Below are 13,861 nucleotides of genomic sequence, written 5' to 3' on the forward strand. Positions count from 1 at the left end.
ATCTCACCACGCAATTTCGGAAATCGGCAGCGGTGTATTGCGTACCATTTCGCTGACTGTACCATTTTTAAAGCGAATAATGCGATCCGCCATCTGGGCAATGGCCGCATTGTGCGTAATGATGAGTACGGTCATCCCTTCCTGGCGGCTCAGCTTCTGTAACAGCTCCAAAACCATCCGCCCGCTTTGATCATCCAGCGCACCGGTCGGCTCATCACAAAGCAGCAGCTTTGGTTTTTTGGCAATGGCTCTGGCAATGGCAACCCGCTGCTGTTCTCCCCCGGAAAGCTGCCTGGGGAAATTACTGCTTCGATGGGACAATCCGACGAGCTTCAGAATTTCTCCTGCATCCATGCTGTCCTTCTTCATTTGGTTAGCCAGCTCGATATTCTCAAGGGCAGTCAGATTCGGTACCAGATTATAAAACTGAAGTACATACCCGATATCATAGCGCCGGTATTCCACCAGCTGTCTGCGATTGCAGGCGGTGATATCTCTGCCATCCACAAGCAATTTTCCGCTAGTAGCGGTATCCATACCGCCCAGAATATTCAATGCCGTCGTCTTGCCGGCACCCGATGGTCCCAGGATGACCGCAAGCTCGCCCTGCTCTATGGTAAAGCTGGCACCGTCCAGGGCTCTGGTTACGACATCTGCACTGTGATAATGCTTTGCGATGTTGTCAAATGTGATATATGCACTCATAAAGTCCTCCATAATTCCTATGAACTATTATAAAATGGAATGTAAAGCGTATCAATAAACAATATGCGACATGCTGTTGAGTGATTGAAATACAGTGACCGGCATGGTATCATAAAGCAAGGTGAAGTGTAAAAGAAACGCTGTGCAGGCAGCCTTGCATGATTAGAAATGAGAATATGCGATACCGCTGTTACGCTTTTGATTATGGTGTTCATTCGCAAGCCCTATTCCCGTGATACGCGTTCCTGATCTGTACGATTACCAGCAAAATCATACATAAGTGCCACATACATGTTTTGCAGTGTTATAAATTACACAGCAAATGATTCTTTCAGAAGTATGTATTCCCGTTATTCCATCCGATTCTATGCCAGCATAGCCGTCTTACCATACAAGAAGCAACCCGATAGCGGCATAGAACGAAGCAGCTTTGCTTAGGAAATACGTGTGTACCACCCTATAAACGTCAAGGGTTTTCCTAACAGTGCTGCATAATAGAAATCTCGCAATGCAAAATCCAAAACACCGCCACGTTTCACAGCTATGAATGAATTCTCAGAAAGAAAGGAACTACCACCATGAAAAAACAGCCGCAGATTACAGAACAGACAAAGGACAAGCTGCGTTCAGCCTTCTGGACGCTTTATACCAGTAAGCCGATCGATAAAATCACCATAAAGGAAATCACAGATCTGGCAGGCTATAACCGGGGAACCTTCTATTTATACTATAAGGATGTCTATGATATCTTTGCATCTATAGAGGCCGAGCTGCTGCAGGCATCTGAGCAGATTCTTGAAACAGCAAGAGAAAGCGAGCTGTCCGGGTTAAAAAATCACATGAGCATGGTTATGGAGCTGGCCAGGAAATATTCCGCCTATGTAAGTGTATTGCTGCGGGACCCTTCCAGCAACCAGTTCAGCAGGAAGCTGCGGGAAATGATATGGCCGGTACTGCGTCCGTATGTAATTCAGCATCCCTGTACCGAGCAGGAGGAAAGCCTTCTGGAGGAATTTTACCTCTGCGGTCTGCTTGCCGCAATTTCAAGCTGGGTCAAAGAGGAGGAGCCGCTTCCCATTGATCAGTTTATCAGCTTTGTGTTATCAAATATACTGCCATTCAGCTGGAAAGTCTGAACACAGTATTGCAGGCAATCAGGAATGTATGCAGGAAGCATATGCATACGGATGCTGCGCATACAGAACCGTGAAATTGTCTGCGGATTATCCACATGTATATAGGATGATCGAGCCAGCTGTGAATTGCATATATGCATACAGGCTGCAGGAAATCATGGAACTGTCTTATGAGGTGTGCGCATGAATTATGAAATGAGATGAGAGGGTGACGATATGAGGATAGCTATTGTAGAGGATGAGCAGGATTTAGCCTTGGAGCTGCATGCACTCCTGCAGAAGCTGGGCAGCCACAGCATTGCGCTGTTTCCCGGAGGAGAGCAGTTTCTATTCGCATGGGAGGAGCAGCCCTATGATCTTGTGTTTCTGGATATACAAATGAAGGGTATGAACGGTTTAAAGATAGCCCGCAAGGTGCGGGAAAAGGACGCACACGCCTATCTTGTGTTTCTGACAAATGATCCATCCTTCGTATTTGAAGGCTATGAGGTAAATGCTGTCCGCTATTGGCTGAAGCCGGTACAGGAGGAAAAGCTTTGTCAGCTTCTGGATCAGCTGGAAGCACCGAAAGCGTATCTGTTATGGTCCATAGATGGAGAACTGCGCAAGCTGTATGAGGAGGATATTTATTATTTGGAAAGTGATGCACATTATGTGCGCTGTCATCACCGCAAGGGGATCTTCCGCATGAAGGGCAGCTTTCAAAAGGAATGTGCCGGACTTTCCAGCGACTTTCTGAACTGCCATCGCAGCTACTGTGTGAATCTGAATCACATCCATGCTCTGCGCAAGGATGGCTGTGTGCTGGATAATCAGGAATGCATCCCGGTAAGCAGAGGTATGAAGCAGCGGGTGCAGGAGGAAATTATGAAGCGCTGCAAGCGGGATTTGTTATGCAGATTCTGATACTGCTGCCGCTGCTGGTTCACCTGTGGCTGCTACGGAAGCAGAGAAACAGACTGCTGTTGGAAGGCGCAGCTTCCCTGATCGTCTTTTCTGTACTCCTGTATACAGGGGATCGCCGGCTGTATGCCGCATTTCTTCTGCTTATTTTTATCCTGGATACAGGCGGGGAGTATATCCTGCATATCATCGTACCCGTTTTTATCCTACTGACCTGGCCGCTTTCGTATGCCCCCTTTGTCTGGACACTGATGGAGCTTGTGCTCGTACTCTATGATAAGCTGATGATCCGCAGCTATGAACAGCAGCTGCAGGAATATCAGAATAAGGTATTTGACCGGCAGGTGCAGGAGGTGGAGCATATGTATACCACCATGCGTGCATGGCGGCATGACTATCATAATCACCTGCAGAATCTCAAGGCGAAGCTGCGGAAAGCGGAGGTGGAGGAATCTCTCGGTTATCTGAATGAGCTGGAACAGGAGCTGGATGATATCCGTCAGCTGGTGGAAACCGGAAATGCCAATATGGATGCAATCCTCAACTCCAAGCTTTCTCTGGCACTGGCGCAGGGAATCGATATCCATGTAAAGGCTAGCGTTCCGGAAAGCATACCGTTTCAGGATACGGATATGTGTGCTCTGCTGGGAAATCTGACGGATAACGCGGTGGAGGCCTGTGCAAAGGTAAAGGAGCAGCCGTTTTTACGGCTGTATATCGGTCTGTACAAGGGACAGCTGTATATCTCCTGTACCAACGCCACCAGTGAAGTGGTGCGTAAGCTGGATGCGGATTATGTGACAAGGAAACGCGGCAATCACGGACACGGGTTAAAGCGTATGGATCTGATTGTTGAAAAATATGATGGCTTTATACAGCGAAAAAATGAGCCGGGGGTATTTACTACAGAGATTATGCTGCCGCTGCAGGAATCTGAAATACTCGGAAGGAAAATGCTGTAAGAACACTGATGAGGCATTCCTTCTGTATGCATCAGCCTCTGCACTGGCATGATCCGGTTTCTTTCAAACTGCGCCATATCCTGTAATGGAGAGGGGCTACAACCATTCGTGTACGGAAATCTGCAATTCGTGCACGTTTTGTTATTTTTGAGAGCTTTTGCTTTATACTGCAGATGTGAGGTGAGAATATGAAAAAAACGATACCGGGAAATATGCTGTATCTGCTTAACATTTTATGGAAAATTGACCGCAGCACCTTTTGGAGCATGCAGCTTCATATACTGCTTGGCGCAATTGTCCCCTTTATTTCTGTACTGATTCCCAGTGTGATTATAAATCTGCTGTTGAAGGAGCGCTCATTATCAACTTTTGTATTTGTATTGGGAGGGCTGTTGCTGCTGTATGGGATCCTGCAGGGACTGGTCAGCTATTTAAACGAATACAATGCATTTGCGTTTATCAAAAGCCGTGGACTGTATTTTGTCCGTAATGTATATCTGGGAAGAGCACATCTGGATTATGCTATGCTGGAAAATGAGGAATACAAGAAAATACTGGAGGATGCGGTAGAGGCAATCGAATCCAATAACAGCGGGCAGGAGGGGATGTTCCATGACTTCATCATCTTTGCCACATCACTTCTGGGGCTGATACTGTACGCACTGGCAAGCTTTGGACTCAGTATATGGTATGTACTTGGTCTGCTTCTGCTTGTGGTTTTGCAGTATGCATTGTTTTCCTTTGCCAGACATTATGAATATTCACACCGCTCAGAGCTGGACGGCTACCTGATTGAAACGCGCTATCTGAATCAGATTGCATACGACACAGCGGCAGGGAAGGACATCCGCCTGTATCAGCTGCAGGACTGGATCAACGATAAATTCGAGCATGTAAACCGTTTGATTGCCCGTATTCGCGCCAGAGATTACAGTGCCTATATGCTGGTGGATACACTGGGGGTGCTGCTGGATTTTGTGCGTGATGTCGCCTGCTATGCATTTTTGATCAACCGTCTGATTGCAGGCATGGCAATCGATGAGTTTGTATTCTATCTCGGTATTATTTCCGGCTTTTCCCTCTGGTTCAAAAAGGTGGAGGAAAGCTACGCGAGAATGTCGGTGAACAATGTACTCATCAACCGGATGCGTACGGCATTGCATATGAAAAACAGGATGCATCACGGCAGCGGTGTCAAATTGGATCAGAAAGAGATTACGATTACCTTTGATCACGTGTCCTTCTCTTATCCGAATCAGGATAGGAACATACTGGATGATGTTTCCTTTACCCTGCATGCCGGACAAAAGCTTGCACTGGTCGGCGCAAACGGAGCCGGGAAAAGTACGATTGTAAAGCTGATTCTGGGCTTTTATACACCAAGTGCGGGAAGCATTTATATCAACGGCACGGACATATGTGAGCTGGATCTGGATGATCTGTATACACATATCACAGGTATTTTTCAGGATGCTGTGATGCTCAGCTATTCCATTGCGGAAAATGTAAGCATGCAGGACATCACGGATACCGATCTGCAGCGGGTAAAGGACTGCCTGAAGCGCAGTGGACTCTGGGAGTTTATCTTTGCACTTCCACAGCAAGAGCTGACGCATATTGGCAAGGATATCGAAGAGGATGGAATTCAGCTGTCCGGAGGTCAGAAGCAGAAGCTGTTTATGGCCAGAGCGCTGTATCGCGACTTCGGGTGTCTGCTGCTGGATGAGCCGACTGCCGCGCTGGATGCACTTGCAGAAAAAGCGCTATATGAAAGCTATCACGAGCTGACACAGGGAACCTCCAGTCTGTTCATTTCGCATCGGCTCAGCTCCACGAGATTCTGTGATGAAATTCTCGTGCTTGATCAGGGACATATCGTAGAGCGGGGAAGCCATGAGGAGCTGCTGGGAAAACAGGGAATTTATGCGGCGATGTTTCAGGCACAATCGCAATATTATGAGGAAGAGGGTGATGAATGTGAATGCATGGCAGGAAATTAAAAAATTTACCGGCATTGTCCGGTTGAGCAATCCGCATATCGTCTGGATCTGGGGCGGCTATGGGATTACAAATGCGCTGTCTCCGTTTATCACCCTGTATTACTCTGCGGAAATTCTGAATCAGCTGATTGCTGAAGCATATACAACAGCATTTCAAACGGCGCTTCTCATGTGCACAGGGGTACTGATCTGCTCCCTGCTGGCAAAGGCGTTTTATAACCGTCTTCAGGTTATCTGCCGCACAGCGGTACAGCGAATTGATCAGAAGCTGCTGTATAAGGCGATGCGCATGGAATATGAGCTTATGGAAACACAGGAAACCATGGATACGCTTAGAAGAACACGGAATTCCAGCAATGGCTCCGGTAAGATTGACTCTGCAATCGAGAATTTCGCATTATGCAGTTCCTCACTCTGTACGATTCTTCTGGCACTGCTTGCGTTAGGTACTTTGATGCTGCAGATTCGCACCTGGGATATATACCTTCTTCTTCTGCTGGCAGTTCTGGCTGTATTTCTGCTATTTAAGAATGCATTCGCAAAGAAGCACGGTGCGCTGCTGGAAAAGCTCTGTAAGGAAAACGATCATAACAATGCTTTGGTTAATTATCTGTGGAGTCTGTTCTACAGGATGGAAACGGCTAAGGAAATCCGTCTTTATCATATGGATCCGCTGTTTGAAGTGAAAAATGAAAAACTTATGCAGGATCCGGCTTTCCGCAGCTTCGGAAAGGATAACGGAAAGCTGCTGTTTCAAAGTGATCTGCTGGGGCAGGTACTTTCCTTCAGTGCCTACATTTATGTAGCTACCCTGGCTATGCGCTCCATCATATCCATCGGACAGGTATTGTATATGGCTGGTATCATCCTGAAGGCAGTGGATGCGATTGCACAATTTCAGGTAGACTATGCACAGCTTCGCCATCAGCTCTCCTATCTGAATGCATTTTATGATTTTCTGCACCTTCCCAATATGCATTATGATGGAACGCTTCCCATTGAAAAGCGGGATGACGGAGAATACGAGTTTGAATTCCGTCATGTTTCCTTCCGTTATCCGCAACAGAAAAACGATGTCCTGCATGACGTGAATATACGGTTTCATTTAAAGGAAAAGCTGGCGATTGTGGGGATGAACGGCGCCGGAAAAACCACGATTGTGAAGCTGCTTTGCCGGCTGTATGATCCAAGTGAGGGTGAAATATTATTGAACGGTATCAATATTCAAAAGTACGATTATGCGGAATATACAAGTATCTTCTCTGTCGTATTTCAGGATTTTGCGTTATTCTCCTATCCGCTGGATGAAAATGTCGCAGGAGCATCGGCACCAAACGCCAAAAGGATTGCGTCTGTCCTGCAGCGGCTGGATATATGGGAGCGCATCAAGTCGTTTACCGATCAGGAGCATAGTCTTCTGTTTACGGATTATGCGAACGGTGTGAATGTGTCTGGCGGGGAGGCACAGAAGCTGGCCATTGCCAGAGCCCTGTATAAGGATGCTCCCTTTGTGATACTGGATGAGCCAACCGCCGCACTGGATCCGCTGTCGGAGGCGGAAATTTATGAGCATTTCGATATGCTGGTACAAGGAAAAACCACCCTGTATATCTCCCACCGTATGAGCTCCTGTAAATTCTGCGACCGCATCATTGTTATGGAACAGGGGGAGGTGGAGGAAGAGGGAACACACGATACTCTGCTGAAGGAAAATGGTGTGTACGCACAGCTTTGGAATGCGCAGGCGGAGTACTACAGTGAGTAATGCTGTTCCTGATAAATTCCTTATACGTGAACATTGCTCGGCATGGTACTCCGGTGTTGAAAAGAGAAGTCTGAAAAATGACTGCCTCCTAATGCTTGATATAGGAAAGCAGAAGAAAATTATTTGATAGCATGCACTTAGGATGATCCTGTATATCTTCATGATAGTAAATCAAAGCAATGAGAAAGAACTTCCCTGTGAGGTTCTTTTTTAACGAAGTCAAGACGATTTCCGTAGCGTATCTGATATCAGATATATGGAAGAACCAGCTTGAAATCGGACTGTGACAGTACTTTCATCCATAATTCGATGGGGATACACTGTTCTAAGAACACTTATGCATACACGCCATATGCTGGAGCATCCTGTATAGAATGTGATGAATCACCAATATTTCAGAAAGAAAGTCATACAGCTGCCGTATAGTAGGAGAAACTGTAACAATGTCTATGATCAGCCATGACATCCCTTATAGTTTGTGCAGGCTTTCTCAGAATTTCAACGGCAAACAGCCACTACAGCTTACGAAAAAAATGTAAAAAAAACTATCTTTTTATTTTCATACGGGGCAAAAAGCGTTAAAATGAATCTGTGCTATGCGCAAAAAAGAAAAGAAAGAGTTAATTGGAGGTAAGACATGAGCGGTTTTTTTGGAGTAGCTTCAAAAGAAAACTGTGTACTGGATGTGTTTTTTGGTGTAGACTACCATTCACATCTGGGCACGAGACGTGGAGGAATGGCGATACATGGAGAAAAGGGCTTTGCCCGTGCCATTCATAACATCGAGAATTCTCCGTTTCGTACGAAATTCGAAAAAGATATTGAAGAATTTGATGGAAATCTTGGAATCGGATGTATTTCAGACAATGAGGCACAGCCGCTTCTGGTAAAATCCCATCTGGGCTCCTTTGCCATCACAACGGTTGGCCGTATCAATAATCTGGAAGAGCTGCAGAGTCTATGCTTTGAACGCGGTGTTACACACTTTCTGGAGATGAGTACCGGAGAGGTGAATCCAACAGAGCTGATTGCTTCGTTAATCAATCACAAGGCAACCATCGTAGAAGGCCTGCAGTATGTACAAAGTCTGGTCAAGGGCAGTATGAGCATATTGCTGATGACACAGTATGGTATTTATGCGGCAAGGGATTTACTTGGAAGAACACCAATCGTTCTTGGAGAAAAGGAGACGGGCTTCTGCGCAACCTTCGAGAGCAGTGCATTTTTGAATCTGGGCTACCATCACTACCGTGATCTGGGAGCCGGAGAAATTGTCTTCATCACTCCGGAGCGTATTGAGGTACTGCAGAAACCAAGGGAAAAAATGAAAATCTGTTCCTTTCTGTGGGTTTATTACGGTTATCCGACGTCCACCTATGAGGGAGTCAATGTGGAATGTATGCGAAACCGCTGTGGTGAGCTGCTTGCCGGTCGTGATGATGTAGAGGTGGACAGTGTCGCAGGTGTTCCGGATTCCGGAATTGCACATGCAGTAGGGTATTCCAATGTCTCCAGTGTGCCGTTCGCAAGACCGTTTATCAAATATACACCGACGTGGCCGAGATCCTTTATGCCAACAGGACAGATGCAGCGGAATATGATTGCGAAAATGAAGCTGATACCGGTACAGGAGCTGATTCGGGATAAGCGCCTGCTGTTAATAGATGATTCCATTGTGCGGGGAACGCAGCTTGGGGAAACTACGGAATTCTTATATGAAAGCGGTGCGAAGGAAGTACATGTCCGTCCAGCCTGTCCGCCGATTATCTTTGGATGTAAATATCTTAATTTTTCACGCTCAAAATCGGAAATGGATCTGATTACACGCAGAGTCATCCGCAAATTGGAGGGTGATGATGTATCGAGTGAGGTACTGGCGGAATACGCAGATCCTGACAGCGAACGCTATCAGAAGATGTGTGAGGAAATCCGTCAGCGCTCCAACTTCACATCCCTTCGCTATCACCGTCTGGACGATATGATTGCATCCATCGGACTGGATAAATGCAAGCTGTGTACATATTGCTGGGATGGCAAGGAAGACGACGAGGAGTAGGGAAAAGAGGCTTTGTCTGCTTTCTGAAGGAGAATAGAGCGGATAGTGAGAACATCTTACCTGTTTTCGAAATAATAAAGAAATGGAGATACCTATGCAGTTGATGCAAGTCAGGCATACGTATCTCCTTTTTTTGTAGGAGCAATACTGCTTTCTGTGTAATTTACTGCAGTAAGATAAAAGAGCCAGTTGTTTTCACAAACAAAAAGAATACAGCGTATGTGCTTGATAGCTAACGATTATTAGCCTATACTGACAGTAGAAAGGCTAATGAATGTTAGTTGAAGGGAGAATAGCTATGAAACAGTTATCCACAAAGGAGCGTATCCGTACGGAGGCACTGCATTTGTTTGCACAATATGGATATGATGCAATCAGTTCGCACAGATCGCAAAGGCGGTCGGCATACAGGCTCCGTCCTTATACAAGCATTATGCAAGCAAGGAGGACATTTTTCTTGCCATCATAAAGGAAATGGAAAAGCGCTATGCACAGCACGCTGCCGGTATGCAGATCAATGGCAGTGATGCAGAGGAAGACGGAAAGCTGTACACCCGGATTACCGATGACCAGCTTATTGATATGGGGGTGCATATGTTTTCTTATTTTCTTCACGATGCGTATGAGAGCAGCTTTCGCAAAATGCTGAATATGGAGCGCTATCACAATCAACGACTAGCCAAGCTATTCCAGAAGCAGTATTTCGATGATGCAATTGCATATCAGACAGTGATCTTTCAGCACTTGATGAAAGCAGGTATTCTGAAGCCGCTTGATCCGCAGATTACGGCACTGCAGTTTTATTCACCAATCTTTCTGCTGCTTCAGCTATGCGATTCCAACCCACAGTATGAACGAACGGCAATCGAACTGCTTCAGCAGCACATTCGACAATTTCTGAAGCTGAATTCTACAAAGGGTGACTGATATGAAGGTTACGCTACTACATGGTCAGAATCACAGGCAGTCATCGTGGCATGCGGCACACCTGCTGCTGGAGCAGCTGCCGGTGGAAGCCCTGCATGAATTTTATTTACCTAAGGATATGCCGCATTTCTGCTGCGGCTGTTATCGCTGCATGGAGCTGGGAGAGGACTTCTGCCCGCACACAGCCTATATGGCTCCTATTATGAAGGCAATGAAAGAAGCAGACTTACTTATATTTACAACCCCTACCTACTGCTTGCGGACAAGCGGTTCCATGAAAGCATTTCTGGATCACTGCTTTCTAAATTTCGTTGTACATCGTCCCCTGCCTTCCATGTATCATAAGCAGGCGGTAATCTTAGCCTCCGGTGCAGGCAGCGGGATGAAAAAAGCCGCAAAGGATATTCGCACAAGTTTGACAGGATGGGGAATATCCCATATAAGCAGCTATGGCTTTCGATCCATGGCAACTACATGGGAGGCAGTACCCGAAAACATCAAACGAAGACTGACGACAGATCTTGCAAAGCTCGCCAGCCGTATCAAACGAAAGCAGCACCATAAGCGTATCAGCTGGAAACAGAAGCTGCTGTTTCATGCGATGCGGCAGATGCAAAAGCACGGGATGGGGGCAGGCGAGCTGGACTATCAATACTGGAAGGAACGGGACTGGCTTGGACGCAGTCGTCCATGGACGGATGATGAATAGAATACGTGTATTTACTTCCGGTGCACTACTTGCATTTGCCTGCTATTGTATGCTGTTTGATAGAAATCTGCCCTTTTCGCTTCCTTTCCCTGTTTATGCTGCCGCGTTTCTTTACTTTAGCGTGTTTCCGATAAAGGATATGCTGTCTTTCTGCAATACCACCCTGTATAAAGGTCGGCAGTTTGAGAAAAATTATGAGGCCGGGGAGGAATCAGCGCAGGTACTTCTCACGGAAAAACGCAGCTATGACCGGCGTGCTGCCGGCGCAATGCTGTTCTGGCTGACCTTTCTCGCCATCCCCGGGTATCTGTACTGCAACGGACTTCTCGATCGGATCTGGATATTCCTCCTGTTTACTCTCTCCAATTTTTCCGTATTCTTCGCCATATTCGGCTGGTGCCCGTTTCATTCCATCTTCATTCGTCCGGACTGCTGTATGGAATGCAGAATCTACAACTGGGACTCCTTCTTCCAATACAGCTTTCTGATCTTCTTTCCCAATGTATTCACCCTCACACTGGTTCTGCTCGGTGTGCTGTCCCTGATAGTCTGGGAAATTCGACATGCACTGCATCCGGAGCGCTTTTACAAATGCAGCAATGCACGTCTTACCTGTGAAAACTGTGACCTTGACGGCTGCCGAAAACACAAGAAAAAACTGTTCCATAAGACACTGAAAGAAGAATATAGAAACAAATGAATGGGATAACGCTGCTGTAAAGGATCAAAAGGTCATAAAACAGCCGGGTATTTTTGGATTATCAAAATCTGCTCTTGACGAAGCAGCATCGTGTGAGTATCATAAATACTAGCATTTAAAAAGGGAGAGTAGAAAATTTATGGAGGTAGAGGAATCAAAAAATTTAATGACAGAGGGAACGATATGGAAGAAAATCATATTCTTCGCCCTTCCTCTGTTTTTGGGAAATCTGTTTCAACAGCTGTACAATACAGCGGATTCATTGATTGTAGGAAATTTTCTTGGCAGCAATGCACTGGCTGCCGTCAGCTCGTCGGGAAATCTCATCTTTCTGATGGTCGGCTTTTTCAACGGTATCGCAATCGGTGCAGGGGTTGTGATTGCCCGTTATTTTGGAGCCAGAGATATCGACAATATGCAGCGGGCGATTCATACAACAGTCGCCTTCGGTCTTGTTTCCAGTTTGGTTCTAACGGTGCTCGGCGTTCTTCTGGCACCTCAGATTCTGATCTGGATGGATACACCGGCGAATGTTCTGCCGCAGTCGGTAACCTATTTCCGCATTTATTTTATGGGCTCTCTGGGGCTTGTCATGTACAACATCTTTGTGGGCATCCTGCAGGCGGTAGGTGACAGCAGACATCCGCTGAATTATCTGATCATTTCATCAATTATCAATATCGTGCTGGACATCGTATTGATCGTTGTCTTTCACATGGGGGTTGGCTCTGCGGCCTTTGCGACGATTCTTTCGCAATTCGTCAGTGCATTTCTGTGTATGAACCGGCTGCTGCGGACAAAGGACAGCTATCGGCTTTCCTTGCGCAAAATTCGCTTTCACAAGGATATGCTCGCACTGATTATCCGCTATGGTCTGCCAAGCGGTCTTCAGAATTCCATCATCGCCATCGCGAACGTGGTCGTGCAATCCAATATCAACGGCTTTGGGGAAATGGCAATGGCCGGATGCGGAGCCTATTCAAAAATCGAGGGGTTTGCGTTTTTGCCAATTACCAGCTTCACCATGGCACTGACAACCTTTGTCGGTCAGAACCTGGGGGCACGTCAATACGAACGTACGAAAAAGGGCGCAAAATTCGGTATGCTGTGCTCCATGGCGATTGCAGAGGTGATCGGAATTGTCATTTTTCTGGGGGCACCGCTATTGACAGCTGCCTTTAACAATGATCCGCAGGTGGTAATGTTTGGAACCGAGAGAGCCAGAACCTCGGCAATGTTCTTCTTCCTGCTGGCTTATTCACACTGCATATCCGCCATACTGCGCGGAGCCGGAAAATCCATGGTACCAATGATTGTCATGCTGCTGTTCTGGTGTGTGGTGCGGGTGACCTTTTTAACGGTTATGATTCACTTTTTGAATGATATCGCCGTTGTATACTGGGTATATCCGCTGACATGGTCCTTAAGCTCCATCGCCTTCTTCCTATATTATCGTAAGGTGAACTGGATGCATGCGTTCGAGGCGGCCTGAGACACACACACACATGTTTCCAACCGGAAGGCCTGTATGCGCGTCATAGTGGCTATGACATTTTCGCTAGTTGCAGGATAGGAGTCCAAATATTTGCCTTTTATTTCCAAGCGGCTTCAAAAAACGCTTCAAATCCGGGCATGATGACATACTGAGCTGAAAAGACTTTACGGAGATGAACATACATATTGAATGAACCGAAAGGAACAGGTAACCTACATGCGGGCACGCTGTTCTTTTTATATGCGATTTTTATAACATTAAGGAAGCATACAGCTGTAGGGCAAAGAATACAGCGGCTTTTGCTTCATGCGATTTCTGCCGAGAACGTACGGTGAACTGAAATTGCCTGTTCGCTATAGACAGGGAGCAGCTATAAACGGATAACGCCCCATCGATCAGGAAGCTGACAAAATTCTTTTCTTTTTTCCTCAGAACTCTTATAATGAAAAGAGCAGCTCAGAAAGAACAACAATACGTGATGCTTTACGCTGGATACTATGAAA

11 protein-coding genes are annotated in these 13,861 nt (G+C 46.3%); 10 read left to right on the forward strand and 1 reads right to left on the reverse strand.

From position 1 onward, the window contains the following. Nucleotides 1-3 precede the first annotated feature (3 nt). Complete coding sequence (locus ACG3M1_RS06470) at nucleotides 4-705, reverse strand: ABC transporter ATP-binding protein (RefSeq protein WP_217792933.1); 702 nt, start codon at nucleotides 703-705, stop codon at nucleotides 4-6. Between the two features lie 578 nt (nucleotides 706-1,283). Here ACG3M1_RS06470 and ACG3M1_RS06475 point away from each other — a divergent pair. From ACG3M1_RS06475 to ACG3M1_RS06520, 10 genes are all read left to right on the forward strand, one after another. Further along, on the forward strand, nucleotides 1,284-1,841 hold the full coding sequence (locus ACG3M1_RS06475) for a TetR/AcrR family transcriptional regulator (RefSeq protein WP_257320303.1): 558 nt from the start codon (nucleotides 1,284-1,286) through the stop codon (nucleotides 1,839-1,841). 216 nt (nucleotides 1,842-2,057) lie between these two features. Continuing rightward, on the forward strand, nucleotides 2,058-2,747 hold the full coding sequence (locus tag ACG3M1_RS06480; protein WP_008819199.1) for a LytR/AlgR family response regulator transcription factor: 690 nt from the start codon (nucleotides 2,058-2,060) through the stop codon (nucleotides 2,745-2,747). Then, complete coding sequence (locus ACG3M1_RS06485) at nucleotides 2,735-3,706, forward strand: GHKL domain-containing protein (RefSeq protein WP_161129209.1); 972 nt, start codon at nucleotides 2,735-2,737, stop codon at nucleotides 3,704-3,706. The genes ACG3M1_RS06480 and ACG3M1_RS06485 overlap by 13 nt, the downstream gene beginning before the upstream one ends. A gap of 188 nt (nucleotides 3,707-3,894) precedes the next feature. Continuing rightward, nucleotides 3,895-5,706 carry an ABC transporter ATP-binding protein gene (locus ACG3M1_RS06490; protein WP_395815055.1) on the forward strand — a complete coding sequence of 604 codons (1,812 nt, stop codon included), beginning with the start codon at nucleotides 3,895-3,897 and terminating at the stop codon, nucleotides 5,704-5,706. Then, on the forward strand, nucleotides 5,678-7,471 hold the full coding sequence (locus tag ACG3M1_RS06495; protein WP_257320299.1) for an ABC transporter ATP-binding protein: 1,794 nt from the start codon (nucleotides 5,678-5,680) through the stop codon (nucleotides 7,469-7,471). The genes ACG3M1_RS06490 and ACG3M1_RS06495 overlap by 29 nt, the downstream gene beginning before the upstream one ends. Before the next feature lie 637 nt (nucleotides 7,472-8,108). Then, nucleotides 8,109-9,527, forward strand: a complete 1,419-nt coding sequence (locus ACG3M1_RS06500) for an amidophosphoribosyltransferase (RefSeq protein WP_008819195.1) — start codon at nucleotides 8,109-8,111, stop codon at nucleotides 9,525-9,527. 474 nt (nucleotides 9,528-10,001) lie between these two features. After that, on the forward strand, nucleotides 10,002-10,454 hold the full coding sequence (locus ACG3M1_RS06505) for a TetR/AcrR family transcriptional regulator (RefSeq protein WP_254879662.1): 453 nt from the start codon (nucleotides 10,002-10,004) through the stop codon (nucleotides 10,452-10,454). 1 nt (nucleotide 10,455) lies between these two features. After that, the gene (locus ACG3M1_RS06510) at nucleotides 10,456-11,163 is read left to right on the forward strand and encodes a flavodoxin family protein (RefSeq protein ID WP_009269508.1); all 708 of its coding nucleotides are present in this window, start codon (nucleotides 10,456-10,458) and stop codon (nucleotides 11,161-11,163) included. Beyond that, nucleotides 11,156-11,863, forward strand: a complete 708-nt coding sequence (locus ACG3M1_RS06515; RefSeq protein ID WP_008819192.1) for a hypothetical protein — start codon at nucleotides 11,156-11,158, stop codon at nucleotides 11,861-11,863. Before ACG3M1_RS06510 ends, ACG3M1_RS06515 begins: the two co-directional genes overlap by 8 nt. Before the next feature lie 139 nt (nucleotides 11,864-12,002). Next, on the forward strand, nucleotides 12,003-13,355 hold the full coding sequence (locus ACG3M1_RS06520; protein WP_008819191.1) for an MATE family efflux transporter: 1,353 nt from the start codon (nucleotides 12,003-12,005) through the stop codon (nucleotides 13,353-13,355). The last annotated feature ends 506 nt before the right edge of the window (nucleotides 13,356-13,861 follow it).

Origin of the sequence: Clostridium sp. 10cd*, from assembly GCF_044336395.1 — a bacterium.
Classification (GTDB): domain Bacteria; phylum Bacillota_I; class Bacilli_A; order Erysipelotrichales; family Erysipelotrichaceae; genus Clostridium_AQ; species Clostridium_AQ innocuum.

Excerpts from the sequence above, each read along its gene's own strand:
- ACG3M1_RS06470 (WP_217792933.1), bottom strand. The coding sequence starts at position 705 with ATGAGTGCATATATCACATTTGACAACATCGCAAAGCATTATCACAGT.
- ACG3M1_RS06475 (WP_257320303.1), top strand. The coding sequence starts at position 1,284 with ATGAAAAAACAGCCGCAGATTACAGAACAGACAAAGGACAAGCTGCGT.
- ACG3M1_RS06480 (WP_008819199.1), top strand. The coding sequence starts at position 2,058 with ATGAGGATAGCTATTGTAGAGGATGAGCAGGATTTAGCCTTGGAGCTG.
- ACG3M1_RS06485 (WP_161129209.1), top strand. The coding sequence starts at position 2,735 with ATGCAGATTCTGATACTGCTGCCGCTGCTGGTTCACCTGTGGCTGCTA.
- ACG3M1_RS06490 (WP_395815055.1), top strand. The coding sequence starts at position 3,895 with ATGAAAAAAACGATACCGGGAAATATGCTGTATCTGCTTAACATTTTA.
- ACG3M1_RS06495 (WP_257320299.1), top strand. The coding sequence starts at position 5,678 with ATGAATGTGAATGCATGGCAGGAAATTAAAAAATTTACCGGCATTGTC.
- ACG3M1_RS06500 (WP_008819195.1), top strand. The coding sequence starts at position 8,109 with ATGAGCGGTTTTTTTGGAGTAGCTTCAAAAGAAAACTGTGTACTGGAT.
- ACG3M1_RS06505 (WP_254879662.1), top strand. The coding sequence starts at position 10,002 with ATGGAAAAGCGCTATGCACAGCACGCTGCCGGTATGCAGATCAATGGC.
- ACG3M1_RS06510 (WP_009269508.1), top strand. The coding sequence starts at position 10,456 with ATGAAGGTTACGCTACTACATGGTCAGAATCACAGGCAGTCATCGTGG.
- ACG3M1_RS06515 (WP_008819192.1), top strand. The coding sequence starts at position 11,156 with ATGAATAGAATACGTGTATTTACTTCCGGTGCACTACTTGCATTTGCC.
- ACG3M1_RS06520 (WP_008819191.1), top strand. The coding sequence starts at position 12,003 with ATGGAGGTAGAGGAATCAAAAAATTTAATGACAGAGGGAACGATATGG.